30 protein-coding genes, 1 pseudogene and 1 riboswitch are annotated in these 24,483 nt (G+C 68.4%); of the genes and pseudogenes, 16 read left to right on the top strand and 15 right to left on the bottom strand.

Annotated features, from left to right (window positions below; all coding sequences use genetic code 11):
* Positions 1-61: 61 nt before the first annotated feature.
* Complete coding sequence (locus AB0L91_RS21470) at positions 62-973, top strand: acyl-CoA thioesterase domain-containing protein (protein WP_365012447.1); 912 nt, start codon at positions 62-64, stop codon at positions 971-973.
* 90 nt (positions 974-1,063) lie between these two features.
* On the opposite strand, the gene AB0L91_RS21465 is transcribed toward AB0L91_RS21470, so the two are convergent.
* The gene (locus AB0L91_RS21465) at positions 1,064-1,906 is read right to left on the bottom strand and encodes an NAD(P)H-binding protein (protein WP_365012444.1); all 843 of its coding nucleotides are present in this window, start codon (positions 1,904-1,906) and stop codon (positions 1,064-1,066) included.
* Positions 1,907-2,002: 96 nt separating this feature from the next.
* Between AB0L91_RS21465 and AB0L91_RS21460 the strand changes: the two genes are divergently transcribed.
* Genes AB0L91_RS21460 through AB0L91_RS21450 form a run of 3 tightly spaced genes read left to right on the top strand, consistent with a single transcriptional unit; the run spans position 2,003 to position 3,591 of the window.
* On the top strand, positions 2,003-2,494 hold the full coding sequence (locus AB0L91_RS21460) for a MarR family transcriptional regulator (RefSeq protein WP_365012442.1): 492 nt from the start codon (positions 2,003-2,005) through the stop codon (positions 2,492-2,494).
* A gap of 58 nt (positions 2,495-2,552) precedes the next feature.
* The gene (locus tag AB0L91_RS21455) at positions 2,553-3,053 is read left to right on the top strand and encodes a hypothetical protein (protein ID WP_365012441.1); all 501 of its coding nucleotides are present in this window, start codon (positions 2,553-2,555) and stop codon (positions 3,051-3,053) included.
* Positions 3,054-3,096: 43 nt separating this feature from the next.
* On the top strand, positions 3,097-3,591 hold the full coding sequence (locus AB0L91_RS21450; protein ID WP_365012439.1) for an SMI1/KNR4 family protein: 495 nt from the start codon (positions 3,097-3,099) through the stop codon (positions 3,589-3,591).
* Positions 3,592-3,616: 25 nt separating this feature from the next.
* Here AB0L91_RS21450 and AB0L91_RS21445 read toward each other — a convergent pair whose 3' ends face one another.
* Positions 3,617-3,787, bottom strand: coding sequence for a DUF5713 family protein (locus AB0L91_RS21445; RefSeq protein WP_365012438.1), 171 nt, complete (start codon positions 3,785-3,787; stop codon positions 3,617-3,619).
* On the opposite strand from AB0L91_RS21445, the gene AB0L91_RS21440 reads away from it, so the two are divergent.
* Positions 3,776-4,840, top strand: a complete 1,065-nt coding sequence (locus AB0L91_RS21440; protein WP_365012436.1) for an NAD-dependent epimerase/dehydratase family protein — start codon at positions 3,776-3,778, stop codon at positions 4,838-4,840. The genes AB0L91_RS21445 and AB0L91_RS21440 overlap by 12 nt on opposite strands.
* Here the strand turns inward: AB0L91_RS21440 and AB0L91_RS21435 are convergent.
* Positions 4,804-5,613: a helix-turn-helix transcriptional regulator gene (locus AB0L91_RS21435; RefSeq protein WP_365012433.1), complete on the bottom strand. Its 810-nt coding sequence runs from the start codon at positions 5,611-5,613 to the stop codon at positions 4,804-4,806. The genes AB0L91_RS21440 and AB0L91_RS21435 overlap by 37 nt on opposite strands.
* A gap of 86 nt (positions 5,614-5,699) precedes the next feature.
* On the opposite strand from AB0L91_RS21435, the gene AB0L91_RS21430 reads away from it, so the two are divergent.
* Entirely contained in the window at positions 5,700-6,080 is a 381-nt protein-coding gene (locus tag AB0L91_RS21430; protein ID WP_365012430.1) for a nuclear transport factor 2 family protein, read from the top strand.
* 23 nt (positions 6,081-6,103) lie between these two features.
* On the opposite strand, the gene AB0L91_RS21425 is transcribed toward AB0L91_RS21430, so the two are convergent.
* Complete coding sequence (locus AB0L91_RS21425; RefSeq protein ID WP_365012427.1) at positions 6,104-7,207, bottom strand: helix-turn-helix transcriptional regulator; 1,104 nt, start codon at positions 7,205-7,207, stop codon at positions 6,104-6,106.
* 159 nt (positions 7,208-7,366) lie between these two features.
* On the opposite strand from AB0L91_RS21425, the gene AB0L91_RS21420 reads away from it, so the two are divergent.
* From AB0L91_RS21420 to AB0L91_RS21410, 3 genes are all read left to right on the top strand, one after another.
* The gene (locus tag AB0L91_RS21420) at positions 7,367-8,818 is read left to right on the top strand and encodes an FAD/NAD(P)-binding protein (RefSeq protein WP_365012425.1); all 1,452 of its coding nucleotides are present in this window, start codon (positions 7,367-7,369) and stop codon (positions 8,816-8,818) included.
* 287 nt (positions 8,819-9,105) lie between these two features.
* Positions 9,106-9,504: a PPOX class F420-dependent oxidoreductase gene (locus AB0L91_RS21415; RefSeq protein WP_365012422.1), complete on the top strand. Its 399-nt coding sequence runs from the start codon at positions 9,106-9,108 to the stop codon at positions 9,502-9,504.
* Between the two features lie 30 nt (positions 9,505-9,534).
* The gene (locus tag AB0L91_RS21410) at positions 9,535-10,524 is read left to right on the top strand and encodes a hypothetical protein (RefSeq protein WP_365012420.1); all 990 of its coding nucleotides are present in this window, start codon (positions 9,535-9,537) and stop codon (positions 10,522-10,524) included.
* A 10-nt stretch (positions 10,525-10,534) separates the two neighbouring features.
* On the opposite strand, the gene AB0L91_RS21405 is transcribed toward AB0L91_RS21410, so the two are convergent.
* From AB0L91_RS21405 to AB0L91_RS21390, 4 genes are all read right to left on the bottom strand, one after another.
* The gene (locus tag AB0L91_RS21405; RefSeq protein WP_357346641.1) at positions 10,535-11,026 is read right to left on the bottom strand and encodes a carbonic anhydrase; all 492 of its coding nucleotides are present in this window, start codon (positions 11,024-11,026) and stop codon (positions 10,535-10,537) included.
* A 163-nt stretch (positions 11,027-11,189) separates the two neighbouring features.
* Positions 11,190-11,981: an ABC transporter permease gene (locus AB0L91_RS21400; protein ID WP_365012418.1), complete on the bottom strand. Its 792-nt coding sequence runs from the start codon at positions 11,979-11,981 to the stop codon at positions 11,190-11,192.
* Positions 11,978-12,730, bottom strand: coding sequence for an ATP-binding cassette domain-containing protein (locus AB0L91_RS21395; RefSeq protein ID WP_365012415.1), 753 nt, complete (start codon positions 12,728-12,730; stop codon positions 11,978-11,980). Before AB0L91_RS21395 ends, AB0L91_RS21400 begins: the two co-directional genes overlap by 4 nt.
* A gap of 31 nt (positions 12,731-12,761) precedes the next feature.
* Positions 12,762-13,244, bottom strand: a complete 483-nt coding sequence (locus tag AB0L91_RS21390; protein ID WP_365012412.1) for a hypothetical protein — start codon at positions 13,242-13,244, stop codon at positions 12,762-12,764.
* Positions 13,245-13,404: 160 nt separating this feature from the next.
* On the opposite strand from AB0L91_RS21390, the gene AB0L91_RS21385 reads away from it, so the two are divergent.
* Positions 13,405-13,887 carry a nuclear transport factor 2 family protein gene (locus AB0L91_RS21385; protein WP_365012411.1) on the top strand — a complete coding sequence of 161 codons (483 nt, stop codon included), beginning with the start codon at positions 13,405-13,407 and terminating at the stop codon, positions 13,885-13,887.
* Between the two features lie 20 nt (positions 13,888-13,907).
* Here the strand turns inward: AB0L91_RS21385 and AB0L91_RS21380 are convergent, their stop codons facing one another.
* The 4 genes from AB0L91_RS21380 to AB0L91_RS21365 all read right to left on the bottom strand — a co-directional run bounded on the left by AB0L91_RS21380 (position 13,908) and on the right by AB0L91_RS21365 (position 17,259).
* Complete coding sequence (locus AB0L91_RS21380) at positions 13,908-14,711, bottom strand: ABC transporter ATP-binding protein (protein ID WP_365012408.1); 804 nt, start codon at positions 14,709-14,711, stop codon at positions 13,908-13,910.
* Complete coding sequence (locus AB0L91_RS21375; protein WP_365012405.1) at positions 14,704-15,555, bottom strand: ABC transporter permease; 852 nt, start codon at positions 15,553-15,555, stop codon at positions 14,704-14,706. The genes AB0L91_RS21380 and AB0L91_RS21375 overlap by 8 nt, the downstream gene beginning before the upstream one ends.
* On the bottom strand, positions 15,533-16,555 hold the full coding sequence (locus AB0L91_RS21370; RefSeq protein WP_365012403.1) for an ABC transporter substrate-binding protein: 1,023 nt from the start codon (positions 16,553-16,555) through the stop codon (positions 15,533-15,535). The genes AB0L91_RS21375 and AB0L91_RS21370 overlap by 23 nt, the downstream gene beginning before the upstream one ends.
* Positions 16,552-17,259 (bottom strand): TenA family protein, encoded by a 708-nt coding sequence (locus tag AB0L91_RS21365; RefSeq protein WP_365012401.1) that lies wholly within the window; start codon positions 17,257-17,259, stop codon positions 16,552-16,554. Before AB0L91_RS21365 ends, AB0L91_RS21370 begins: the two co-directional genes overlap by 4 nt.
* Positions 17,250-17,346, bottom strand: a riboswitch (TPP riboswitch). Its footprint overlaps the gene before it by 10 nt.
* A gap of 166 nt (positions 17,347-17,512) precedes the next feature.
* Here AB0L91_RS21365 and gndA point away from each other — a divergent pair.
* Positions 17,513-18,958, top strand: coding sequence for an NADP-dependent phosphogluconate dehydrogenase (gndA, locus tag AB0L91_RS21360; protein ID WP_365012398.1), 1,446 nt, complete (start codon positions 17,513-17,515; stop codon positions 18,956-18,958).
* A gap of 108 nt (positions 18,959-19,066) precedes the next feature.
* Here gndA and AB0L91_RS21355 read toward each other — a convergent pair whose 3' ends face one another.
* Complete coding sequence (locus AB0L91_RS21355) at positions 19,067-19,840, bottom strand: nuclear transport factor 2 family protein (protein WP_365012396.1); 774 nt, start codon at positions 19,838-19,840, stop codon at positions 19,067-19,069.
* A gap of 49 nt (positions 19,841-19,889) precedes the next feature.
* On the opposite strand from AB0L91_RS21355, the gene AB0L91_RS21350 reads away from it, so the two are divergent.
* Positions 19,890-20,495: a TetR/AcrR family transcriptional regulator gene (locus AB0L91_RS21350; RefSeq protein WP_365012394.1), complete on the top strand. Its 606-nt coding sequence runs from the start codon at positions 19,890-19,892 to the stop codon at positions 20,493-20,495.
* 38 nt (positions 20,496-20,533) lie between these two features.
* Here AB0L91_RS21350 and AB0L91_RS21345 read toward each other — a convergent pair whose 3' ends face one another.
* A complete protein-coding gene (locus tag AB0L91_RS21345; protein ID WP_365012392.1) occupies positions 20,534-21,205 on the bottom strand; it encodes an alpha/beta fold hydrolase in 672 nt (223 codons plus the stop codon).
* A gap of 149 nt (positions 21,206-21,354) precedes the next feature.
* Positions 21,355-21,753 carry a low affinity iron permease family protein gene (locus AB0L91_RS21340; RefSeq protein WP_365012389.1) on the bottom strand — a complete coding sequence of 133 codons (399 nt, stop codon included), beginning with the start codon at positions 21,751-21,753 and terminating at the stop codon, positions 21,355-21,357.
* A 107-nt stretch (positions 21,754-21,860) separates the two neighbouring features.
* On the opposite strand from AB0L91_RS21340, the pseudogene AB0L91_RS21335 reads away from it, so the two are divergent.
* The 4 genes and pseudogenes from AB0L91_RS21335 to AB0L91_RS21320 form a co-directional block, all read left to right on the top strand.
* Positions 21,861-22,523, top strand: a pseudogene (locus AB0L91_RS21335) (energy-coupling factor ABC transporter permease); the annotation flags it as partial.
* Complete coding sequence (locus AB0L91_RS21330; RefSeq protein ID WP_365013675.1) at positions 22,515-22,958, top strand: PDGLE domain-containing protein; 444 nt, start codon at positions 22,515-22,517, stop codon at positions 22,956-22,958. The pseudogene AB0L91_RS21335 and the gene AB0L91_RS21330, both read left to right, overlap by 9 nt.
* Positions 22,959-23,720, top strand: a complete 762-nt coding sequence (gene cbiQ / locus AB0L91_RS21325; RefSeq protein WP_365012386.1) for a cobalt ECF transporter T component CbiQ — start codon at positions 22,959-22,961, stop codon at positions 23,718-23,720.
* Positions 23,717-24,436: an ABC transporter ATP-binding protein gene (locus AB0L91_RS21320; protein WP_365012384.1), complete on the top strand. Its 720-nt coding sequence runs from the start codon at positions 23,717-23,719 to the stop codon at positions 24,434-24,436. Before cbiQ ends, AB0L91_RS21320 begins: the two co-directional genes overlap by 4 nt.
* The last annotated feature ends 47 nt before the right edge of the window (positions 24,437-24,483 follow it).

Raw genomic sequence — 24,483 nt, 5'->3', positions numbered from 1 at the left:
CCTGAAGCCCAGGGGTGTCCGCCACCTCGTACCACCTGTCGCCCGTCGACGAGGTGCCCCGGTGGAAAGCGTCCCACTCACCGCGCACCGCGACTTCGCCGGCGGCCGCGGCGTATGCGAGCATTCCGCTGTGGCTGGTGGAACAGATAATTGGCCGGTCGTCGACCTGGCCGACCTCCTCGACGTGCTGGATCTCGCCGAGGTCGCGCCCGGCCGGTTCCGGGCCAGGAATGTGACGTCGACGCTGCCGACGACGCTGGGCAGTCAGACGCTGGCCCAGGCGGTGGTCGCTGCCGAGCGGACGGTGCCGCACATGGCGGTGCAGTCGCTGCACGGTGTGTTCCCGCGCGGTGGGTACGCCGACCGGGAGGTCGACGTGGACGTCGAGGTCGTCCAGTCGGGGCGGTCGCTGGCCACCGCGCAGGTGTCGTTCCGGCAGGACGGGCGTGAGCACGCGCGGGTGCTGGCCATGCTCAGCGTCGACGAGCCGGACTTCCTGGCACACCATGCGGCACTGCCGCCCGAGGTCCCCGGTCCGGACGACTGCGCCGACCTGCCGTGTGCCCTGCTGCCGTGGGAGGTCCGGACGCCCGGCGGAGCGGACGCCCTGGCCCTCGATCTCGCGGGCCCACCGTCGCTGGACGTGTGGATGCGCTGCGACAAGGCCCCCGACCTGCCGATGTTTTCGCGGGCACTGCTGGCCCATGGCAGCGAGGGCTTCCTGGGCCCCGTCGCCATGCGTCCGTACCCGCAAGCCGAGATCGCGCGCCGAGGTGGCCGCGGGCAGTCGGCCATGCTCACCCAGACCATCACCATCCACCGGCCGTTCACGGTGCACGACTGGCTGCTCCTGCGCTGCGAGAGCCCGTTCGCGGGTGCGAGCCGCATGTACGCGCGCATTCAGATCTTCACGCGCGCGGGAGAATTGGTGGCCTCTGTAGACGCGCAAGGCCTGATGCGCGCGGTGAGATAGTCGGTGCGATGACCCTGATCCACCGCCGAACCGCTCCACCGACGGAGAATCCCACTCGCGCGAACACCCCGGATCGTCTGGCAGCACGGTTCACCGGGTGAAGGCGTCGGCGTGCTCGGCGGCCCAGGTGGCGAAGTCCAGGGCGGGGCGGTCGAGGAGATCCTGGACCGTGGTCGTGGTGGGGCCCGGGGTGCGGGCGTAGTCGGCCAGGGAGCCGAGGAGCCGGGCAGGGACTTCCTCGGGCAGACCCTGGGCGGTCATGGCGGCGCGAACCTGTTCGGGGGCGAGTTCGAGGAAGGACAGGGGACGGTCGATTGCTTCGCCGAGGATTCGGGCCTTGTCGTGCTGGGTCAGTGACTGTGGGCCGGTCAGCACGTATCGGCGGCCATCGTGGTCGTCCTCGGTCAGCGTTCGTACCGCGACCGCGGCGATGTCTCGTTCATGGATGGGAGAGGTAGCGGCTTGTCCGTAGGCGCCCCGCACTGCGTCGCTGCTACGGAGTTGTGGTGCCCAGGCCATGGTGTTGGCGTCGAAATCCGCGCAGCGCAATGATGTCCATGCCGTCCCCGATGCCTCGGCCGCGGCCTCCAGTGCCCGGAATCCGGCGATGAACCGCGGCTCACCTGCCGGGTGCTCGACCGTCGAGGCCGAGATCACGACCACCCTCTGCGCTCCATGCTGAGCTGCGGCGGAGAGGATTTCCGGCGCCGAGGTCAGCACGGCTCGCGAGCTCAGCAACACCGCCTCCACGCCGTCCCAAGTCTCGGCGGGGATGCTCGGCACCGAGGGATCGGCTTCCACGACAACGGTTCCCTTCGGGAACCGCGCCTGTCCGGAGTTCCGGGTGACGGCGGTGACGGCCACACCCGTTCCCGTCAGCTGCGCGACGACTTCCCTGCCGACTGTTCCGGTGGCTCCGATGACGACGATCATTGCTGACCTTCCTTCGTGCTGGTGGGCCGCCGAAGCCGGTCCACTGAATGTCGTAAGATATGGAAGTCATATTAGTTTATTCGACTTGGAGATGATATGAGTTCCGTAGGAAATGTGGGTGATGCTCGACACCGAAGGCGCCTGACCGCCCGCGTCAAGGGCTCGCTGCGCGAGGTACGCGGTCAATTGGCCCTGCTCAACCGGAAGGTGGGCACCCATCTCGAACTCAAGGACATCGACTTCGACTGCCTGGATCTGGTCAATGGTCATGGGCCGCTGAGCCCGAGTGCCTTGGCCAAGCGGGCCGGGTTGCATCCCGCGACGCTCACCGGAGTCCTGGACCGCCTCGAACGCGGCGGCTGGATCCTGCGTGAGCGCGCCACCGGCGATCGCCGTGCGGTCGTCGTCCGCTCCCGTCCCGAGCGGCTCGGCGAGGTCTACGACCTGCTGTCGGGGATGAATGCCGCCGTCGACACGCTGTGCGCGGACTACACGCCCGAGCAGCTCGAACTCGTTGGCGACTTTCTCGATCGCGTCATCGTCGCCGGCCGCGAGGCCGCTGCGGGTCTCGACATCGATCGGCAGTAGTCGCCGGGGTGACGTCGTGCCCGGGAACGGGCGTGCCGCTCGCCTATCATCGGCGAATATGCAGCTACAGGTGAACGACCTCTACGGCGGGGTGGTGGGCACAGTGCTCGCCAGTGTCATGCTGGCGGCTGTTCCGGCGGACCAGACGCCACGGTACGCGGCGGAGTGGGTCGTGGTGAGCGTGGCCATCGCGGCGATCACGCGCAGCTACGGCCAGCACGTGTCGACGCACAAGGCCGGGGCGACGTCGGGGTTCTGGGCCGACCTCGGGCGCAACATGCTGACAGGCATACCGCTGGTGATCGCCTGTGTGCCGACATTGATCGTGCTGTTGATCGCGCATATCGCGGGGTGGAGTGACGATATCGTCCATCCCGACGGGTCGGTGACGCCCGGCTACACGACGCTGGCGCTGGGCATCAACGCCGCGATCCTGTTCGGCTGGGGCGTGGTGGCGGCCCGGGTGGGCGGCTATTCCAAGTGGGGTGCCTGCGGGGTCGGTCTCGCCAACACCACTCTCGGGCTGATCATCATCGTGCTCAACGTCGTCCTCGACTAGCCTCGAGGCTGCGCAGTTGGGGCCCAGGTGTTCTCGGCGATCGGTGCGTAGACTTCCTCTCGGCGCCGGCCGCCACCGTTACCTGCTGAACCGGCCGCTCGCTGAATCCGAAGTCTCGGCGTTCGAGGCCAGGCACGGCGTGGAGCTGCCCGAGGACTACCGGTCCTTCATCGTGGAGGTCGGGGACGGAGGCGCCGGCCCGTTCTACGGCATTTTCCGTCTCGACCGTACCGATCTCGACGGCCGTGACGGTGCGGATCTGGTGCCCGGGTTTCTCGCCGGGGCCTTTCCACATACACAATCCTGGAACGAACTCGGCGACGGTACACCCGAAGCCGAAGACGAGTATTTCGACCCAGCGCACATTCGTGGCTCCCTGGATGTGTCTCACCAGGGCTGCGGATACATGGTCCGGCTGGTTCTCGACGGGCCCCACCGGGGCGCACTCTGGGAGGACGGGCGGTGCAGCGGCAGTGGCGTCTCCCCATTCGCCCTCGGCTTTGCCGACTGGTACCTGCGATGGCTGAATCGACCTTGACACAAGATCTGACATGTCCCTGCGTTCACCACTCGCGCGTGGCGATCAGCTCTTCGGCATGCACGCCCTGGAAAACGTAGGCGCAGGCGACGAGCCAGCCGTTCTCGCCGCGCGTCACGGTCTCGATCTCGCCGCCCGCCGCATCGAACTCGGCCTCCGGCGCGTGGAACTCCTCGGTGGCGGCGTGGGTGAGCACGTATCGATGGGTGCGATTATGCGAAAGGTGCGCGGCGGGCGTCCGAGGTGTGAAGAGCCTCATGTTAACGACGCTTACATTGGTGATATCGTGGGATGCGGTCAACAGTCGGCAATCGAAAGGGTTCCTCCCGTGCAGACGATTCTCGGGGCAAACGGACAGATCGGGACCGAGCTCGCGCACGAGCTGCATCGGCGGTTCACGCAGGACATCAGGCTGGTCAGCCGCAACCCCCGGCGGCTGCACGACACCGATGAGCTGGTCACGGCGGACCTGATGGATGCCGAGCAGACCGCGGCGGCGGTCGCGGGCAGCGAGATCGTGTACCTGACCGTGGGCCTGCCGCCGGATGCGAATCTGTGGGCGGATCAGCTCCCGGTGATGATGGCGAACACCATCGCCGCATGCGAGAAACACGGTGCCAAGCTCGTGTTCTTCGACAACACGTACATGTATCCGATGAACGGCGACCCGCAGACCGAGCAGACGCGATTCGCCCCGGCCGGGAGCAAGGCGCGCACCCGGGCGACGATGGCGACGATGCTGGTGGACGCCATGGCCGCGGGTCGGGTCGAGGCGGTCATCTGTCGTGCGCCGGAGTTCTACGGGCCGGGCAAGACGCAGAGCTTCACCAATGCGTTGGTGTTCGAGCCGATCGCGGTGGGCAAGCGGCCACGCGTTCCGTTGCGCGACGACACGCTGCGGACCTTGATCTGGACGCCGGATGCCAGCCGCGCCATGGCCCTGATCGGCAACACGCCGTCGGCGTACGGGCAGACCTGGCATCTGCCGTGCGACGACGACCGGGTGACGTACCGGGGATTGATCGAGCTGGCCTCCGCGTCGCGGGGTCGCGAGATCGACTACTCGGTGATGAAGCGGCCCGCGTTCTTCTTCGCTCGACTGTTCAATCAGGGCGTGCGCGAACTGTGGGAACTGCTGCCGCGCTACGAGGTGAACAATTTCTTCGTTTCGGACAAGTTCAAGCGGGCGTTTCCCGAGTTCCGGGTGACGACCTACGCCGAAGGTGTGGCCGCCATCGAGGCGGACTGAGTCAAGAGTGCCCGGCGGCGGAGATACTCGGCGGTCTGCGAATCGGCGGGGAAATAGGACTCGACGGCGATCTCCGCGAGGGTGATGTCGAAGGCGGCACCGAAGGTCGTGATCGTGTTGAAGAAGGACAGTTCGGTGTCGTTGTGCGCCAGCCGGATCGGTAGGGCGACATCGGCGGGATCGACCGGGCTGTCGTCCGTGGGAGCGAACGCGCGGAGTTCGGCGTGCAGCGCGGCGAGGACAGGATCGCCGCTGCGTTCGGCCTGCCGGGCCAGCCGGGGGAGCAGGTAGGCGCTGACCTGCGCGTGGTTGGTCAGACGCGCGCCGAACCCGTCGGGGTGGAGACCGAGGCGCATCATGTTCACCGGCGGGGCCAGGAGCTCGGGTGACGCGCCGTCGAAGAAGATCTCGGCCGCGTCGTTGGCGAACAGCAGATTCCAGCGCGCGTCCACGGCGACGGCGGGGTACGGCGCGTGGTAGGCGACAACCCGGCGGACCGCCGCTGTCGCCGCCGCGAGATCCGGGTCGTCGAGGGTGCGCTGCGGATGGATCGGCAGCGCACCGGCCGCCAGGTGCAGCTGATTACGTTCGCGCAGTGGAATATTCAGACTGTCGGCGAAACGTTCGATCATGGCGGTACTGGGCACTGTCCGGCCGGTCTCGACAAAACTGATGTGCCGGGTGGAGATACCCGACTGCGCGGAGAGCGCGAGTTGGCTGAGCCCACTTCGCATCCGCCACGCGCGCAAGAGCTCACCGACCGGACTGTTCATCACCCGAGTATCGCGGCCGGAAATACGCCGCGCCATTACCCGGCTGGTAATCGCCTCCGCGACGACGCGGGTGCCACAGTGCCACCATGACACCAGACACTGTGGCGCACCGTAACCGGGAACTGATCGTGCACGGGCTGGCGGAGTTCGCCCGGGGAAATATCGGCGTCCTGCGCGAGCTCCTGCACGAAGACTTCGTCGAGCACAGCCCCGGCAATCCCTCCGGGCGCGACGCCTTCCTCGCGTTCATCGCGACCGCGCCGGTCGCACGCGCACGCCTCGACATCAAACGCGTCATCGCCGATGACGACTACGCGGTCGTGCACTACCACATGATCGGCGCGGGCGACGGCCGCGGATCGGCCGTCATCGACGTCTGGCGGCTGGTGGACGGCCGGATCACCGAACACTGGGATGTGGTGCAGCCGGTCCCCGAACCGGCGAGCACCCCGCACGGCATGTTCTGAGAACCGCCGGCGGGACAAGCGCGCTAGCTCGCGACATCGAGGGCGCGGACCGTGGCCGCGAGCGGCGCCCGGTGCTCGGTGAAGAGCCGGGCGACCAGTTCGCCGCGGCTGGTGACACCGACCTTGTCGAAAATCGACTTCAAGTGGTCGCGCACGGTGTGCGGGGAGAGGAACAGTCGCGTGGCGATTTCGGCGGTGGGCAGACCGTGCGCGACGAGTTCGGTGACCTGGAGTTCTCGCGGCGTGAGTTCGTAGGCTGCCACGATCAGCTCGGCCACCTCCGCGGGCTCGGCCTGCTCGATTACCAGAGCCGTTGTGCCCGAACGGCCTTCGGCGTCGCGCAGGCAGGTGGCGTGGCACACCAGCCAGCGGCCGGCGGTGGTGCGTACCCGGATCCGCGACGCCACGCCGGTGAGCCGGGCGCGGCCTGCCGTGCTGAGGATCCAGACGGGTAGCGGCAGATCGATGCCCAGCGGGGTCCCGGTGCTGGGGCCGGGCGGCATCTCGGCCAGCAGGGCGCGGGCCTCGTCGTTGAGGGACAGCAGTTCCCCGCCCGCCCCGAACAACAGCAGCCCGGGGGCGGCAGCGAGCGCGGACGGCGGTGTCGCGCGGGGCCGGGCGAAGGCGCGCAATCGCTGGGCCATCGGCGCGCAGATCGCGTGGACCCCGGCGATGTCCTCGGCCCGGAACGGTGGCCTGCCCCGCTCGCGGAACAAGCTCAGCTGTCCCCACGGCTGCCCGCCGACCCGGAACACCGCGCGCAACTCGTCGTCGAACCCGCGCGGGCGCATGAAGCCGCGGTACAGCGGACTCGAGGCGGGCCGGTCGCCGGTCACCTCGCGCAGCCCGGCGACCGGGACCTTCGCCAGCGCCAGATCGCGGAACAGATTCACGTGCTCGGCGAAGAACTCCGACTCCCAATAGATTCCGCAGCCGCCCTCGTGCAGGTTCTCCACCCGCGCCGGTGCCGTGGTGAGCCCGTTGACCGGATCGGTGGCCACCCACACCGCGGCGTCGAAGGGCGTGATGCGCCGCAGGCGCGCCGAGGTGTCGGCGAACAGCGCGTGCGCGTCGGGCGCGGTGGCGATGCCTGCGAGTAGTGCGTCGAGTGCGGTCGTCGCGGTCATAGGTGACATCTTCGACGGCCGGTCGCGCGTCGGCCACCCCGCAACTGAGGGGTGGTGCCCACGGCGCCTCCGGTGCGAACCCCTCGATCGCGGGATGGTCCGTGCCGCGCGACTTCGCGACGCTGGGGTCCGGCACACACACGAAAACGAAGGAGCCCCATGCACATCGGAATCATCGGAGCGGGCGCGGCCGCCGTCGCACTGCTCGACGCGCTGGCCCATGCCGACCACCACCCGAGCGGCGTCACTGTCTTCGACGGCGCGCCCGCGCTCTGGCGTGGCCGCCCGTACCAGCCCGACCTCGACACCGTGCGGGTGAACGCCCCGCCGCCGATCATGTCGGTGCGCGCGGGCGACGCCGGGCACTACCAGCGCTGGTTGGCCGATCGCGACGTCACCGACTATCTCGACGAGCGCCTGGGCCAACCGCTCGCGCCGCGTGCTGTCTACGGCGAGTACCTGGAAGACACCGCGCGCGAGGCGATCTCGCGGCTGGGGCGGGTCGGCTGCCGGGTCCGCGTGGTGCGCTCGACGGTCACCGGATTCTCCCGCGACGGCCAGGCGGTCCTGCACACCGCCGACGGCGATCGTATCCCGGTGGATCGGGCCGTGCTGGCGGTCGGCAGCGGGCGCCCACGCGACCAATACGGGCTGACCGGCGCGCCCGGCTATGTCGACGAGCCCTATCCGCTCGCCCGGACCGTGACCGGGGTTCCCGCGGACCATCATGTCGCCGTCATCGGCAGCGGTCTGACCGCGGTGGATGTCGCCGTCACCCTCGCGGCGACCGGGCACACCGGCCCGATCACCCTGGTCTCCCGCAGCGGGCGACTCCCATTCGTGCAGCAGCGTCCGGTCCGGCTGGACCCCGTCCACCTGACCCCGGGAGCGGTGCGCGCACTGTCCGCCGAACACGGCGAACTCGCCTTCGCCCAGCTGGTTTCGCTCCTGCGCGCCGAACTCGCCGCACTGGGACAGGATTTCGAGACCCTGGCCACCGAGATCCGCGACGCCGGGGATCCGGTGACGCGTCTGCGCCGCCAGCTCGACGCGGTGGACTCGCCGCATCACGGGCGGCGTCTGCTGGCGATGGTCATCCGCGTCGTCGGCCCCATCGCGTGGCCGCTGCTCGCGGACCGGGACCGAGCGATGCTGCGCACCGAGCACTTCCGCACCATCAACAGCCTGAGCTCGCCCATGGTGCCGCACAACGCCCGCATCGTGCTGCGGCTGCTGGATTCCGGCCTGCTGCGGCTGCGGGCGGGTGTCACCAAGATCGAGGCGCGGCCCGGCGGCGGATTCACCGTGCACGACGATCGGAGCTGGTCCGCGGACACCGTGCTCAACGCGGTCAACCCGCCCGCCTACACGACACCGCCGGACACCGAGCCGCTGATCGGCGCGCTGCTGGCGGCGGGCGCGGCCGAATCCCATCCCGCGGGCGGCCTGCGGGCGGAACCGGTGACCCGGCGCTCGATGGTCGGCGGTGCACCGGACCGGACCTGGCACGTGCTCGGGAATCTCGCAGCCGATTCCCTGTTCATCGCCACCAACCCGCCCGGTCTCGCGGCCGAGGCGGCCGGACTGGTCGGAGGGTTGTTCGACGCGTGAAGAATGGGAGGGGAGCGGCTCGATCGGGGGGATGTGGACGCCGCTTACTTCCGTGTGTAGTGTGTCCCTGCTGACCGGCGCTCTGTCTGCGCGTGGATCGAGGGAGCCAGGACTGTCCCGGGGCCACTGATTGTTACCGCATACGAAGGACCGCGTCGACCGCCGGAAGCGCACCACCCGTGACATCCGGTCGTGCTCACGGGTCCACGACCGATAGTTTTCGAGAGGGCAAGGAAGATGTCGATGATCGAAGCCGCGATGGTCGGTGCGATGCCGGCGGCGACGTCGTGACGGCGGGCGCATCGGCGTGGGAGACGGTCGGCGCGTCGACCTACGTGTCCTTCACGAGCTACCGCAAGAACGGCACCCCGGTCTCCCTTCCGGTCTGGATCGCTCCTGCCGACGGCAAGCTCTACTTCCTGTCGGGGGTCGACGCCTACAAGGTGAAGCGGATTCGCCGCAATCCCGAGGTCACAGTGCAGCCGTGCTCCGTGCGGGGCACGATCGATCCCGGCTCACCCGTCGTCGAGGGCACCGCGCGTGTCCTCGACGCCGAGGACACGCCACGAGTCCGCAAGATCATGAACCGCAAGTACTGGCTCCTCGGCCCGTTGAGCGAGTTCGGGACCTGGATCACCCGCCGGCAGAGCGCGTCGATCGGGATCGAGATCTCACCGCGCGGCTGATCCCGGCTGCGTGGGCGTAGTCGACTACGCGTGACAGCCGCGAGTTCGCGGGCGCAGGCTGGTCGAGAGCACAACATCATCTTTGGAGGTGCGCTCATGACATCGACCACGACACCGGCTCCCCGCACCGACTATGGCTCGCCGCAGATCCGTTATTCGCCGGGTTTCCCCGCCGAGCACCATCGTTTGGTCGAGAAGTCGATCGACAGCATGATCGAACATTCGTCCGCGGAGACCGCGCGCAGGCGCGCCGACGCCGCCGAGCGGAACGCGATCACCCAGGCGCTCTACGCGCCCCTGATCCGACTGGCACGACAGGATCCCGAGACGGCGGACACGCTGCGAAAAGCGGACGATACCCCGGTACCGTTCGACGAGGACCTGGTACACCCGCGCGTCACCGCACCGCACGGGATCCACCCGGACGCGACGGCAACGCTCGACATCCGGGCGGGCACCGAGATCTTCGCGATCCCGTACCACTTCGACTGGGCATGGCACGACCCGGCGGGCGGCAGGCCGTTCAAGCTCGTCGTCGATCGCGACAACGGCCGCGTGGCCATCGACGGCCGCGCGGGCCCGAAGATCGGCGGCGCCGAGGAGTTCGTGTACACGCGGGCCGGGTACGGTATCACGCTGCAGACCGATCGCGAGGTGGCCGTGATGGGGCGCTCGTACCGGACCACCGACGACCACTACTCGGTCGGCTGCGGACTCGGCGGCTCCGCCATCGCCGAGGGCGGCACCGATCTCACGGTGTTCGAGAACGGCAACTTTGTCACCTCCGCCGTCGACAAGCGCTGGCGCAAGCGGGTCAGCCAGAACGAGACCGACGTCTACAGCAGCAACGGATTCGGCCCCGGCGCCACCATCGAGGTGTCCTGGACGATGCGTCCTGGCAATACGTACACGTTCACTGTCGGGGCGTTTGTCTATGCCTATCGGGACGACGGCCTCGGGAACACGTGGAGTCAATCCAGCATTGTCGCGAACATCATTTTCATGAGCATCTTCCGATAGCGCCAGCGGGTCAGTCGAGCACTTCGTTCAGTTTCCCCGTCGCGACATCGAAGACGAAGCCGCGCAGGGAGGTGGTGCGCGTGATGAAGGGGCTGCGGTCGATACGGCGCAGTGAATTGCGGATGTCCTCGTCGAGATCGCCGAAGGCCTCGGCGGACCAGGTCGGCTTGATGCCGATCTCGTCCTGGATGGCGCGTTTGAAATCGTCGTCGGTGAAGGTGAGCATGCCGCAGTCGGTGTGGTGGATCAGGATGATCTCCGTGGTGCCGAGCAGCCGCTGGCTGATGGCCAGCGAGCGGATCTCGTCGTCGGTGACCACGCCGCCGGCATTGCGGATGACGTGGGCTTCCCCGTCCTGCAGGCCCAGGATGCGGTAGACGTCGAGGCGGGCGTCCATGCACGCCACCACAGCGACATGCTTGCTGGGCGGGAGGGGGAGCGGGCCGCTGAACTGCGCCGCGTAGGCGGCGTTGTTGGTGAGGTATTCGTCTGTGACGGTCATGGCGGCGTCCTCCGGTCGATGGGTGGCGACATACGAATCTCCGCATCCATCGTTCGTGCCGACCGGGACGGCGGCCAGAGATTCGCGCACGCCGAGGACAAGGGTCGTTCGCGCCGGTGCGACAGGGTAGAAGCGCGCGGTCCGCGCTTACTCGATCCGCCGATCAGTCCGTCGTGATATCGCGTCGGGACAGCTGTATCGTCCCGAGCACGAAGAATGCCGTGGCGATCGCCGCGAAATACGCCAGCGAACCGTTGGCGCCGCCGAAGACCGGCCGCATCGTCGGGTACTGGCCCGCGCCCAGTTCACCGTTCTTGAACGGCATCCACTGCGCGACAACGTTCCCGATCTTCACCGGCAGCATCGCGGAGAAGGTTTCGATCCCGAACTTCCACAGCAACACCACACCGACGACGACACCCGGACGGGGGATCAGCCCGGCGATCCCGATCCCCAGTGCGGTGACGAAGAACGCGAATACCGGTAGCCCCCACAGCAATCGGAGACCGGCCGACGAGGTCAGCTCGACTCGTCCCCACACCTCGGGAAAGATCGCGGGGAAACCGGCGAGCAGGACGATCACGGTGACCAGCGTCGCCGCCGCGGCGATCAGCCCGAAGACCAGGAGCTTCGCCAGCGGGAGCAGCGGGCGCCGGGTCTGCGCGCAGTAGGCCAATTCCACTGTCGCGTATTTGAATTCATTGCTGAGCGAGGCCACACCCGCCGACATCAGCACGATCGTCGAGAAGATCATCACCCAGTAGCCGGCGTTGTTGGTGTCCATGCCGCCGCTGCCGTTGACCTTGTTCATCCGGGTGGCGATCGCCAAGCTAGCGTTCAGGGCGATCGGCAGCACCACGGCGATCGGCACGATCGCGAACCACACCGGGCTGCGCCAGGACAGTTTCGCCAGTTCGCTCCGCACCGCGCGACCGAGAGCCACTGCTGCGCTCACTGTTCCACCTCACCCGGCGCACCGGTGCGGCCGTGGTACTCGACGCTGCCACGGGTGACCGTCAGATACGCCGCTTCGAGCGGACGTGGGCCCGAGCCGAGCGCCACGGTCTCGTCCCGGCCTGCGTCGGAGAGAATCCGCCCGCGGCCCATGATCACGATCCGGTCGGCGGTGATGTCGACCTCGGTCAGATTGTGCGAGGCGACCAGCAGGGTTCGTCCTTCGCGGGCGAGCCCGGTCAGCAGCTCGCGCAGCCACAGGATGCCGTCCACGTCCAGGCCGTTGTCCGGTTCGTCGAGCACGATGGTCCGCGGGTCGCCCAGGAGCGCGGTCGCGATGCCGAGCCGCTGGAGCATGCCGAGCGAGAACCGGCCGACCAGGCGGTCTTCGACATCGGCGAGACCGACGCGCGCGAGCACCCGCCGGACCTCGCCGACGGGAATGCCGCCGAGGCGCGCCTGCCAGGTCAGATGGTGTTTCGCCGTGTGCTTCGGATGCCTGGCGAAGGTGTCGAGGTTGAAGCGCACCTCGCGCATGGTGTGGGGGAGTTCGCGCAGTGGACGTTCGTTGATCCGCACCGTGCCCGCGTCCGGGGTGGTCAGCCCGGCGATCATCCGCATGGTCGTGGATTTACCGGCGCCGTTGGGCCCGAGCAGATAGGTGATCGAGCCGGGGGCCGCCTCGAAGCTGACATCGCTGACCGCGACCCGGTCGCCGAATCGCTTGGAAATACCGGAAACTGTGATCATCGGCGATCGAATCGTCGCGAACGTTCGGGGATCAGTAGCCGAAGTCCGGGTTGCCCGTGCAGCCGCCCATGGCGTCGCAGGTGGCCTTCCAGTCGACCTTCCACAGGCCGTCTTCGCGGATGTAGCTGTAGGTTCCACTGGTGGCCGGGAAGCCCGCCATCACGCCGGACAGCGTGGCGGTCATGGTGTTGCCGGTGATGGTCTTCGAGGTCGCGCGCTCCTGGATGGACAGGAAGTCGTAGACCCCGCCCTGGGACAGGATGCCCTGCAGCGCCGGACCGACCGTCGCACCGTGGTAGCTGACCTCTTCCTTCGCGCTCATCGGCAGATTCGGATTCCACAGCGCGGCGAATTGCCCGGCGATGGCGTCGAGCGACGGGTCCGCGTCCCGGAGGTAGAGGTCGGCGACGGTCGCGTCGCGGACCGAGCGGTCGGCGAGCGCGGGGGAGGCGGCGCCCACGGTCAGCAGACCGGCGAGACCGAGGGCGGCGACGAGGCCGGCGATCTTCTTCATGACATGTCCTCCGCGGACGATCGAGACGGGCGGTTGCCGTCGGTAGCTCCGATAGTGCTCAGCACGCTACTTTTCGAGATAAGGTTAGTCAAACCTAAGTTGCCGATCGAACCTCGGTCGAACGCCCGCCCAGATCTAGAACACGTTCTAGACTCCGGCCATGGACCTTGTCGCGATCGAGGAGATCAAGCGTCTCAAGCACCGCTACTTCCGCACGCTCGACCTCAAGCTGTGGGACGAGTTCGCGGACTGTCTCGCCACGGACATCTCGGCGCGCTACGGCACCCAGGCCATGGCCGAGCCGCTGCATTTCGACTCCCGGTCCGACGTCGTGGCGTACATGAGCGCGAACCTCGGGCACGGGATCGTCACGGTCCACATCGCGAACCATCCCGAGATCGACGTCGACGGCGATACCGCGACGGGGTCCTGGGCGTTCGAGGACACGGTGCTTGTGCCGGGCGCGAAAGTGCAGATCCGTGGTGGCGGATACTATTCCGACACCTATCGGCGCGACCCGGACGGGGTGTGGCGGATCGCCTCGACCCGATACGAGCGCATCTACGAGGCGTTGACCTCGCTGGCGGATCTCCCGAGCTTCAAGCTGCTGGCCAACCGCTGGGATCCTTCGCTCGAGCACTGACCCGCTCGGCGTCGGTCGAGCTAGCGCTGGTCGGTGAATGCCCGGCGCGACTCCTCGTGCAGGATCGTCAGCAGTTCCTCTTCGAGCGCGACGAATTCGGGAGCGGTGATCGTGGACAAGCCGCGCGGCCGCGGCAGGTCGACGCGGACTTCGTGACGCACGGTGGCCGGGCGCGCCGACAGGACGATCACGCGGTCCGACAGGTACACCGCCTCACGGACATCGTGGGTGATCATAAGGACCATCCAGCGGTAGCGCTGCCAGACCTCCTGCAACCACGACTGCATCTCGGTGCGGGTCAGGGAGTCGAGCGCGCCGAAGGGTTCGTCGAGCAGCAGCAGTTCACGCTCCTGGACCACCGTCCGCAGCAGTGCCGCGCGCTGCCGCATCCCGCCCGACAGCTGGAACGGGCGGGCGTCCTCGAAACCGGACAGGCCGAAGACGGGGAACAGCTCGCGGGCGCGGCGCCGGGCCTCGGCTGTCGGGACGCCCTGGACGCGTAGGCCGAGGATGGTGTTGTCGAGGACGGTGCGCCAGGGGAACAGCAGGTCCTTCTGCGGCATGTAGGCGCAGTGCGACGCGGTGTCCTCGCTGTCGGCGGCGCGGAAGCCGACACTGCCGGAATCCGGGGACTCCAGTCCGGCCAGCATGTTGAACACCGTGCTCTTGCCGCACCCACTCGGCCCGATGACCGAGACGAACTCGCCCGAGCGCACGGTGAACGACACCCCGCCCAGTACCTCGAGATCCGGACTGCGCCGACCCTGCGGAAACGACTTGGTGAGATGGTCGACGACGATCCGGTCGTCCCCGGCATCAGTCACGTCGGCTCCTGTTCTGCGCGCGTGCCCACGGTGCGACGAGGCGTTCGATCGCGAACGTCGACAGGTAGAGCGTGATGCTCAGCAGCGCCGTGACCAGGACCGCCGCCAGGACCAGGTCGGTGCGGAACGAGTTCTTCTGCAGGCTCATGTAGATGCCGAGACCGGCGCTCGCGCCGACATACTCGGCGAACACCGCGCCGACGACCGCGTAGGTGATCGCGATCCGCAGCGCCGTGAAGAACCGGGGCAGCGCGGACGGCAGCCGCACATAGCGGAACTCCTGCAGCCGCGAGGCGCCCATGCTGCGCAGCAGCGCGCCCGCCTCGCGGTCGGCCGCGGCGAATCCCTCGATCAGGCCGATGGCCATGGGGAAGAAGGTGACCAGCGCGACCACCAGGATCTTCGGCAGCAGACCGAAGCCGAACCAGATGATCATCAGCGGTGCGATCGCGACGATCGGCACGGTCTGCGACGCGACGAACAGCGGCACCAGCGCGCGCCGCAGCCAGGGCGAGAAGTCCACGATCACCGCCAGCACCCAGGCCAGCGTCAGCGACACCGCGAACCCGACCAGCGTCACCTGCAGGGTGGCGGCCGCGTGGGTGGCGATCTCGTCGCGGTGTGCCCACCCCTGCTGGACGACCCGCAGCGGAGAGGGCAGCACCTGCGGACGGACACCGCTGCTCGTGACGTAGACCTGCCAGAGCGCGACCAGGGCCACCACCGTCACCAACGACGGCACCGCCCACCGGATTCCGGCCCAGCGAGCCGTGCCGCCGTCACCACCGGCGGGGACCGGCGGCGGCACGGCTACGGACCGCTCACGGGGCGGCGAGGTACTCATTGGTGAAGTAGGTCGACCAGTCGGGTTCGGTGGTCAGCGGCTTTCCGTCGGGTCCGGTCAGCAGGCCGCCCCGGTACAGGAAGCCGGAATTGGCCGTCCACTGCTCCACCGTCTGGGTGCCGACCTTGCCCGCGGCGTTCTTCATGAACTGCTCGGCGAGCATGCGCTGGCTCTCGAAGACCAGCTTCTCGTCGGTGAACGCACCCGGATTCGCATCGATGAGATCCTGGGCCGCCGCGTCCGGGTTGTCCGCGGCGAACTGGTAGCCGCGCTGCAGCGCCTGCACGAATTTCGCAGCGCGGTCCGGGTTCTGGGCCAGCCAGCCCTCGTTGGCGTCGACCACGATCGCGTAGGCGTCGGGGAAACCGAAGTCGGTGTAGCGGAAGTAGCGCATCGGGGTGCCGTGGTGTTCGGCCTCGATCCCTTCCCACGCCAGATACGAGACGGTGAAGTCGGCCTTGCCGGAGTAGACCGCTTCGTAGGCCGACGAACCCAGCATCACCGAGGTGAAATCGCCGGTGCCGCCGTCGTTGCGGATGACCTGCTGGAGCGCTTCCTTCTCGCCCGGATCACCGAAACCGGCGTAGGTCTTGCCGTCGAGGTTCTTCGGACTCGCGAGGTCGGCGCGATCGGCGCGCACGCCGATACCCGTCGCCCAGTGCTGCAGCGGGGCGAGCACCGACTTCACCCGCGCACCCGACGCGCGGGCGAAGGTCGACGAGTTGTGGGTGCTGATCCCGAATTCCGCGTTGCCCGCGTCGATCACCGTGTCGACGGCGGTGTTGTTGTACGGCAGGACCTGCACATCCAGGCCGGCGTCGGTGAAGTAGCCGCGCTGCAACGCGACATAGAGCCCGACGTGGTTGGTGTTCGGCGTCCAGTCCAGCGCGAACCGGATGGTGTTGTCGGAGCCGCCACCCGAACCGCAGGCGGTGAGCAGCGACAGGGTCGCGACGGTGGTGGCCAGGACCGCGAGTGCGCGGCGCAGACGCCCGGTCATGCGGCGGGCCAGGGCTGCGGATGCAGGGCGGTGTCCCAGAACAGCAATTCGTAGCGCGTCGCGACGACGAACGCCTGCTCCATCGCCGCCCGCTCCTGTTCGCTCGCCGACTCGGCGGCGGCGTCGACCAGTGCGCGCGCCGTGGCCGCGGACTGCTGGAACTCCGCCGCGCCGTAGGTGGTGACCCACTGGGCGTACGGGTGTGCTGGATCGGCGGCGATCACCTTCGCCGCGCTCTCGGCCAGGTCGCGTCCGACTTCGGCGTAGATCCAGAAGCAGGGCAGTGCCGCCGCCGCGGCAACGGCGTAGGACTCGGTCGCGGCAGCCGCGATCAGGTAGGAGACGTAGGCCAGGCAGGTCTGCGAATACTCCGGTTCACCCTGCCGCGGGGGCAGCACGCCGCCGGTGAGCAGCTGTTCGTGCATGGCCGATTCGACGGCGGCGGCGTTCGCGGACGAGGTCGCCCAGAAGGCCGCGGTCTGCGGGTCCGGCGACTTGGCCGCGAGCAGCGCCAGCGCCTTCGAGTACCCGGTGAGGTACAGCGAATCCTGCTCGATGTAGGTGCGGAACACCTCGAGCGGCAAGGTGCCCTCGCCGAGGTGGCGCAGGAATTCCAGCTCATCGATCGCCGTGCGCAGGACCTTGATCCGGTCCCAGAGGTGATCGGTGAACAAGTCGGTATTCGTGGTGTGGGCGCGCAACACCGTGACATCCCTTCGTCAGCATTACCTGAACAGGTTCAGCGGGTCTGTTCTCAGCCTCGCGGTCGCGAGGCACCCCGTGTCGGAACTCGATCGAGACTAGCAGCGACCTCCGACACGCGGGCCGTGCCGGGTTCCGCCCGGAGCCCCGGTCACGGTGGTAGGTGTTCGGCGGCGGACCGGCACCCGGTAACTTCGCTGCCAAGAAGTCCGTCTTCCCGCGCCCATCGAACCGCCGAACGAAGAGAGCTGATCAATGTCGACCTCGACCGCGCGTGCACACATCGGTGTGACCGGCCTGGCCGTGATGGGCAGCAATATTGCCCGCAACTTCGCCAAGCACGGCTACACCGTGGCACTGCACAACCGTTCCGTGGCAAAGACCGACGCGCTGCTGGCCGAGCACGGCGGTGACGGCGATTTCGTCCGCACCGAGACCGTCGAGGAGTTCGTCGCGGCGCTGGAGAAGCCGCGGCGCGTGCTGATCATGGTCAAGGCAGGCGACGCGACCGACACCGTCATCGAGGAACTGGCTGCCGCGATGGAGCCGGGCGACATCATCATCGACGGCGGCAACGCCCTCTACACCGACACCATCCGGCGCGAGGCCGCCCTGCGCGAGCGCGGCCTGAACTTCGTCGGCGCCGGTATCTCCGGTGGCGAGGAGGGCGCGCTCAACGGCCCCGCGATCATGCCCGGCGGGCCCAAGGAGTCCTACGAGTCGCTCGGCCCGCTGCTGGAGTCGATCGCTGCGCAGGTCGACGGCACGCCGTGCTGCACCCACATCGGCCCCGACGGGTCCGGGCACTTCGTCAAGATGGTGCACAACGGCATCGAGTACGCCGACATGCAGCTGATCGGCGAGGCCTACCATCTGTTTCGGGACGCGCTCGGTTTCGACGCCAAGCAGATCGCGGACGTGTTCACGCAGTGGAACTCCGGCGACCTGGAGAGCTACCTGGTCGAGATCACCGCCGAGGTGCTCGCGCAGGTCGACGCCAAGACCGGCAAGCCGCTGGTCGACGTCATCGTCGACGCGGCCGAGCAGAAGGGCACCGGCCGCTGGACGGTCAAGTCCGCGCTGGATCTCGGTGTGCCGGTGACCGGTATCGCGGAGGCGGTCTTCGCCAGGGCGCTGTCGGGTTCCCGTGCCCAGCGCAAGGCCGCGGTGGGTCTCGCCTCCGGCACGCTCGCCGCCAAGCCGACCGATGTCGAGCAGTTCACCGAGGACATCCGGCAGGCGCTCTACGCGTCCAAGGTCGTCGCCTACGCACAGGGCTTCGACCAGATCGCCGCGGGCAGCGCCGAATACGGCTGGGATCTGCGCCCGGGCGACATGGCGACGATCTGGCGCGGCGGCTGCATCATCCGGGCCCGGTTCCTGAACCGGATCAAGGAAGCCTACGAGCAGGACCCCGCGCTGCCGAGCCTGATCCTGGCCCCGTACTTCCGCGAGGCGATCGAGACGGCGATCGACAGCTGGCGGCGCGTGGTGTCCACCGCCACCCTGCTCGGAATCCCGGTCCCGGCGTTCGCGTCCTCGCTGTCCTACTACGACGCGCTGCGCGCCGAGCGCCTGCCCGCCGCCCTGACCCAGGGCCAGCGCGATTTCTTCGGTGCGCACACCTACGAGCGCATCGACGCCGAGGGCAAGTTCCACACCCTGTGGAGCGGTGACCGCAGCGAAGTCACCGCGGGCTGATCTCCGCGCACGGGACTGCTGGCGGTCGAATCCCGTCAGTCCTTCCGACGAACCCCCTCCGGCTCGGGTCGGAGGGGGTTCGTCGTCTCTGGAGAGATCGGGCGGCCGTCAGCGGGAAGCGGTCGAGCGAGGCAGTGTGGAGGGAGGGCGGAGCCGGGTGATGGCCCGGGTGGCCAGACCCGCGCCCCGCAGGAGCCACCGGAACGCGGTGGTGGACGGGCCCGGCACGATTCCGGCCAGCTGCACACCGTCGAGCAGGTCGTAGAGCGTTTCGCCCTCGTACATCAGGTGCTCGGTGTTGAAGTGATAGCGGTCGACGGCGGTGCACTGGATGAACGCGCCGTTGCCCGGGATCGCGGTGGCGCCCGCACCGTAGGGGTGCAGCTTCAATGGCCCGACGATATGGCCACTGCCGTAGTAGCGCACCACCATTCGGACCTCACCTGATGGGGACAGGTCGATGTAGCACTGTCCGGGGATCGGGTCGTAGCGCCAGTCGGGGATGGCGTCGAAGAACGCGAAGTTGTAGGCCACGAACTCGTCGAGTCTCACCATGGTCGCGCCGAGTGTCGTCACGTCCTTGTAGCGCAGGTCGTCGGTGTAGAGCTCGTGGTTGTAGCTCATGTCCCGGGTCTGCCAGCTCCACCAGTACTTCTTCGCCCAGTCGAGGGTCCAGGCGATATCGAGGCCGTGCCCGGCGTAGAACTCGATCTTCTTCTCGTACTCGTCGAACCATGTGCGGGTCATGGCGGTCAGCGCGGCTTCGTCGAGGACATCGACCGGCTCGGCGCGGTTGGTCAGCACCGCGGGGATCGGTTGCGCCAGGCGTGGCTGCAGCAGTGACAGCTGGAACTGTTCGTCGGTGAACATCGCTTTCTCCATCCGGAAGCACCTGCTTCCTGATGGGAAATGGTTCTTGTAAAGTGGTGCCGTGTCAAGGAGCTACGGCGGGCAGACCGCCGAGGGACGCGCTGCCGACCGGCGGGCGCGCCTCATCGATGTCGGCGTCGACATGGTTGGCACGCAAGGGGTTTCCGCTCTGGGGATGCGCTCGGTGTGCCGTGCGGCGGGATTGAGTCAGCGGTTCTTCTACGAGAGCTTCGCCGATACGGATGGGCTTTTGCACGCGGTGTACCAGGCGGCGCTGTCCCGCCTGGAGGAGGCCGTCGCGCCGGCGGCGGCATCGGGCGACCTGCACGGCGTGTTCGAGGCCGCGGCCCGTCTCATGGAGGCCGATCCGCGGATCTGTCGCATACTGCTGATCGAGCCGGTGGCGGACGCGCGGCTACGGGGCTATGTGCGCGAGACCATTCCGGCGATCACGCTGGCCGTACTCGGCGATCGCGTCACCGGCTCACCGGACGATCCCGGTGTGCGGATGCGCTTCTCCGCCCTCTTCGGTGCCCTGATCTCGCTGTTCGTCGAGTGGACGGAAGGCAGTCTCGGTACCGACCGAGACGCCTTCGCCACCCACGTGACCGCGGTCGCGACGCAACTCCTGAGCGAGGTCAGCCCGGCAGGACCGAGTCGTCGATGACGAGGCGGGCTCGTGACTCGCCGGGGCCGGGAGGTTGCTCAGCCCACCGGGAGTGGCAGGCGAGGGCGTAGCGCGGAGCGGCGTCCGGCGGATGCGCGGTGCAGCGCCGACGAGGCCGGGTTCGGGGCTTCGTGGTGCGACGCGGGACCGAGGTTCGTCGAAAGTCGAGCGAGCACGAATTCGACGATCGCGGTGGACACCGCGTGGTGGACCGGCTCGTGCAGGAGATCGTGTCCGGCATCGGCGAACTCCCGCAGCGTGACCGTCGGCTTGCCCGCGCACCAGCTCCTGATCGGGCCGATCGGCGCGCGCCGGTCGTCCTGTCCGTGCAGGACCAACGTCGGTACCTCGGGGGCGGGCACGGCGAGTGTGTGCGCGCGTTCGGGCGTCCCGGTGAGAGCGACGCTGGAGATATGTTGTGCGGCTGATGGATTCGACTGCATCGCGATGAGTGCTGTGCCCGCCCCGAGCGAGTGTCCGACGACAGCCAGCGGAATCGTGGTGTCGGCGGCGTGGGCGATGGAGATGAGCTGGGAGGCCGAGGCGGCGAGCTCGTCCACCGACGGAAGCCCGTCGATCTCGCCTTCGCTCAAACCGTGCCCGATGTGGTCGATGCCCCAGACCTCGATGCCGTGGCGATTCAGGAACCTGCCGAACCGGTGGTAGTCCGCGCTCTGCTGGCCGAGGCCGTGCAGCAGTATCACCCCCATGCGAGGGCTCGCTACCTGCCAACGCCGGTAGTGCACCAGCCCACGGGGTCCATCGAAGAAGAGCACCCGAGAAGTGTGCCAGAACTAAGCTTAGCCTTACCTGTGTGGTGCGTCACTCCGGCTGGGCATCGCCACCCGGCGCTGCTGGGTCAGTGGCGCTCCTCGAGTCCGACCGACTCTCGCAGCCGTTCCGCCGCCGCGCGGAGTTCGGGATCGGTCGATCCTGACGAGGTCATGAGCGTCGCCAGTGCCTCGGCGATGACGTTGAGTTTCTCCTGGGCGGCCTCACTCGCGCGGCGGCCCGCGTTCTCGAGGAGGACTACCAGCAGCAGGGTGAAGACGCTGGCGACGGTGTGGATGGCGACCTGCCAGGTTTTGAGATCCGTCCACCACGGCAGGCTGATCAGCCACGCGGCGACGATTCCGACGCAGAGGAAGAAGAACGGAGCCTGACTCACCCGCAGTTCGGCCTGCTCGACGAACCGGTCGAAGGGCGAGCGGTGATCACCTCCGCCGCGGCTGCGCGCGGCTGTGCTGCGACGCTCCATCATCGGATTCTAGTCGCGTCCAACCTGGGTGGCATCCAGCCGATGTCGTGCCCGGACATCCCTTTATCTGTTCACATAGACAGATAAAGGGCGTAGTGTTCTGATAGGTGAACGGCAATACCGTGGCAATGCACATGAGCGACGGGATCGTCGATGCGCCGACGTCGCTGATCTTCGTGGGGATCGCGGCAGTGGGGCTCGGGTTCGCGGGCTGGCGAGCACGGGCCGAACTCGATGAGCGCGCGGCGCCGATGGCCGGACTCGTCGCCGCGTTCATCTTCGCGGTGCAGATGGTGAATTTCCCGATCTTGCCCGGCGTGAGCGGGCACCTGCTGGGCGGAGCGCTCGCCGCCATACTGGTCGGGCCTTACCTCGGGGCGTTGTGTGTGGCGATCGTGCTGGTCGTCCAGGCCTTGCTGTTCGCCGACGGCGGGCTGACCGCGCTCGGCACCAACATCACCAATATGGCGCTCATCGGTGTCGGCGTGGGATATCTGGTTGCCCGCGCCGGGGTGTCGCTGCTGCGCCGGCGCACCGACACCGGTATCGGCATCGTGGCTTTCGTCGCCGCGCTCATCGGAACCCTCTGTGCCGCCATGGGTTTCGTCGTCGAATACGCGATCGGTGGTGCCGCGGGCTCCACGGTCGGTGCCGTCGCGGGCTACATGTTCGTCACGCACGCGCTGATCGGGATCGGCGAGGGCATCATCACCGCGATCACGGTGGTGGCGGTGTTCAACGCGCGGCCCGACCTGGTCTACGTGCTCCGCGCGGCGGAACCGGTGTCCGCCACGGCGTCTCCCGCTCGCGCGCGGCTGTCGTTCACCGGATTCCTGTGGGCGTTCGCCGCGGCTGCCGTACTCGTCGCGGGCGTGCTGTCCTACGCCGCGAGTTCCCATCCGGACGGACTCGACGCCACCACCCAGCGTGGGTGCACCACGGTCGAGGTGGACGGCGGCGAGGAGCTGCGGGGTGAGTGCATCGCCCAGAGCGCCGAGGAACACCGGTTCGCCGGTTCACCGCTGGCCGACTACACGATCGATGGCAACAGCGATTTGGCCGGTCTGGCGGGCATCGTCGGCGTCGCGGCGGCCTTCGCCGTGCTGTTCGCGGTGGTCCGCACGATCCGGATCGGGCGGAGCGGGACGCGCGCGGCGGCTCGTGCCGATGATGCCGCGGTGCGGTCGGACGCGGAGCCGGAGTAGGTGAGCGGCCCGGTCCACCGGCTGTATCTGGCGGGGAACTCGCCCGCGCATCGAGCGCCGGCCGAGGTGAAGATCGTCTGCGCGGTGGTCGCCGTGTTCGCGGTCGTGGCGACTCCGCGGGAGTTGTTGTGGCCGTTCGGCTGTTATGCCGTGGGCCTGGTCGCGCTGTGGCGATGGTGGGGAATCCCGCTGCGCTGGATCGCGCCTCGGCTGCTCATCGAGCTGCCCTTCGTCGTGCTGGCGGTCCTACTGCCCTTCGCCGCCGGAGAACCCCGCACCGAGGTTCTCGGGCTGTCGCTGTCGGTGACCGGCCTGTACGCCGCGTGGGGCATCATCGCGAAAGGCACGCTCGGCGTGGGTATCTCACTGACGCTGGCCGCGACGACGAGCGTGCGCGCCCTGCCCGAAGGGCTGACCCGGCTGCGGGTGCCGGGCACGATCGTCATGATCGTGGTCCTGATGCTGCGCTATGTGGACGTGCTGGTCGCCGAGGCGGCGCGGATGCGGCTGGCGCGGATCTCGCGCGGCGACGATCCGCGCACCCTGCGCCAGGCCGGGGCGACCGCCCGGGGTGCGGGCACCCTGTTCCTGCGGTCCTACGAACGCGGCGAGCGGGTCCACCTGGCGATGTTGTCGCGCGGATTCGACGGCGCCGTGCCGGATATCGGCACCCCGCCCGCCACCGCACGGCAATGGCTGCTGGGTTGCCTACCCGCGGTCGCGGCGATCGTCGTCTGCGCTGCTGCTTGGATGGTGCGGTGACCGAACCGACGACACCCGCGGTGCGCGTGGTCGACCTGACCTTCGCCTATCCCGACGGGACCGGCGCGCTGAACGGAGTGAACCTGCAGATCGCGCCAGGGGAGCGGGTGGCCGTCCTCGGGCCCAACGGCGCGGGCAAGTCCACCTTGATGCTGCACCTGAACGGCGTGCTCACCGCCACCTCGGGACAGGTGCACATCGGCGGTCTGCGGCTGGACCGCGACAGTGTGCGCGAGATCCGGGAACGGGTCGGGGTGGTGTTCCAGGACCCCGACGACCAGCTGTTCATGCCGACCGTCGAACAGGACGTCGCGTTCGGTCCCGCCAACTTCGGTGTCCGCGGCGAGGCTCTGGCCGATCGCGTCCGCGAGGCGCTCGCCGCGGTGGGGATGACGGATCGGGCCGGGCGCTCACCCGCGCACCTGTCGCTCGGGGAACGCCGTCGGGCCGCGCTGGCCACGGTGCTGTCGTGCCGACCCGAGGTGCTCGTCCTCGACGAGCCCGCCGCCAACCTCGATCCGGTGGCCCGCCGCGAGCTGGCCGAGATCCTGTTGTCGCTGCCGACCACCATGCTCGTGGTGACCCATGATCTGCCCTACGCGCAGCGGATCTGCGACCGGGTCGTCATCCTCGATGGCGGCGAAGTCGTCGCCAACGGCCCCACCGCGGACATCCTCGGCGATGCCGCCCTGCTCGCCGCGCACCGCCTCAGCTGATCGACAGCGTGTGTTCCGGAAGCCCGGGGCGGTCCCGGCAGGACCGC

The sequence above is a fragment of the Nocardia sp. NPDC051833 genome (assembly GCF_040681225.1).
GTDB lineage: Bacteria > Actinomycetota > Actinomycetes > Mycobacteriales > Mycobacteriaceae > Nocardia.
Note: the sequence above shows the minus strand (reverse complement) of the source record. Positions and strands in the feature narration are given on the sequence as shown.

What these genes read in the sequence shown, in the direction of transcription:
- AB0L91_RS21465 (WP_365012444.1), bottom strand. Translation starts at nt 1,906, where the DNA reads ATGATCGTCGTCATCGGAGCCACCGGAACAGTCGGCAGGGAAGTCGTC.
- AB0L91_RS21460 (WP_365012442.1), top strand. Translation starts at nt 2,003, where the DNA reads ATGAGTTCCGTAGGAAATGTGGGTGATGCTCGACACCGAAGGCGCCTG.
- AB0L91_RS21455 (WP_365012441.1), top strand. Translation starts at nt 2,553, where the DNA reads ATGCAGCTACAGGTGAACGACCTCTACGGCGGGGTGGTGGGCACAGTG.
- AB0L91_RS21435 (WP_365012433.1), bottom strand. Translation starts at nt 5,613, where the DNA reads ATGAACAGTCCGGTCGGTGAGCTCTTGCGCGCGTGGCGGATGCGAAGT.
- AB0L91_RS21430 (WP_365012430.1), top strand. Translation starts at nt 5,700, where the DNA reads ATGACACCAGACACTGTGGCGCACCGTAACCGGGAACTGATCGTGCAC.
- AB0L91_RS21425 (WP_365012427.1), bottom strand. Translation starts at nt 7,207, where the DNA reads ATGACCGCGACGACCGCACTCGACGCACTACTCGCAGGCATCGCCACC.
- AB0L91_RS21420 (WP_365012425.1), top strand. Translation starts at nt 7,367, where the DNA reads ATGCACATCGGAATCATCGGAGCGGGCGCGGCCGCCGTCGCACTGCTC.
- AB0L91_RS21405 (WP_357346641.1), bottom strand. Translation starts at nt 11,026, where the DNA reads ATGACCGTCACAGACGAATACCTCACCAACAACGCCGCCTACGCGGCG.
- AB0L91_RS21395 (WP_365012415.1), bottom strand. Translation starts at nt 12,730, where the DNA reads ATGATCACAGTTTCCGGTATTTCCAAGCGATTCGGCGACCGGGTCGCG.
- AB0L91_RS21390 (WP_365012412.1), bottom strand. Translation starts at nt 13,244, where the DNA reads ATGAAGAAGATCGCCGGCCTCGTCGCCGCCCTCGGTCTCGCCGGTCTG.
- AB0L91_RS21385 (WP_365012411.1), top strand. Translation starts at nt 13,405, where the DNA reads ATGGACCTTGTCGCGATCGAGGAGATCAAGCGTCTCAAGCACCGCTAC.
- AB0L91_RS21375 (WP_365012405.1), bottom strand. Translation starts at nt 15,555, where the DNA reads ATGAGTACCTCGCCGCCCCGTGAGCGGTCCGTAGCCGTGCCGCCGCCG.
- AB0L91_RS21370 (WP_365012403.1), bottom strand. Translation starts at nt 16,555, where the DNA reads ATGACCGGGCGTCTGCGCCGCGCACTCGCGGTCCTGGCCACCACCGTC.
- gndA (WP_365012398.1), top strand. Translation starts at nt 17,513, where the DNA reads ATGTCGACCTCGACCGCGCGTGCACACATCGGTGTGACCGGCCTGGCC.
- AB0L91_RS21355 (WP_365012396.1), bottom strand. Translation starts at nt 19,840, where the DNA reads ATGGAGAAAGCGATGTTCACCGACGAACAGTTCCAGCTGTCACTGCTG.
- AB0L91_RS21345 (WP_365012392.1), bottom strand. Translation starts at nt 21,205, where the DNA reads ATGGGGGTGATACTGCTGCACGGCCTCGGCCAGCAGAGCGCGGACTAC.
- AB0L91_RS21340 (WP_365012389.1), bottom strand. Translation starts at nt 21,753, where the DNA reads ATGGAGCGTCGCAGCACAGCCGCGCGCAGCCGCGGCGGAGGTGATCAC.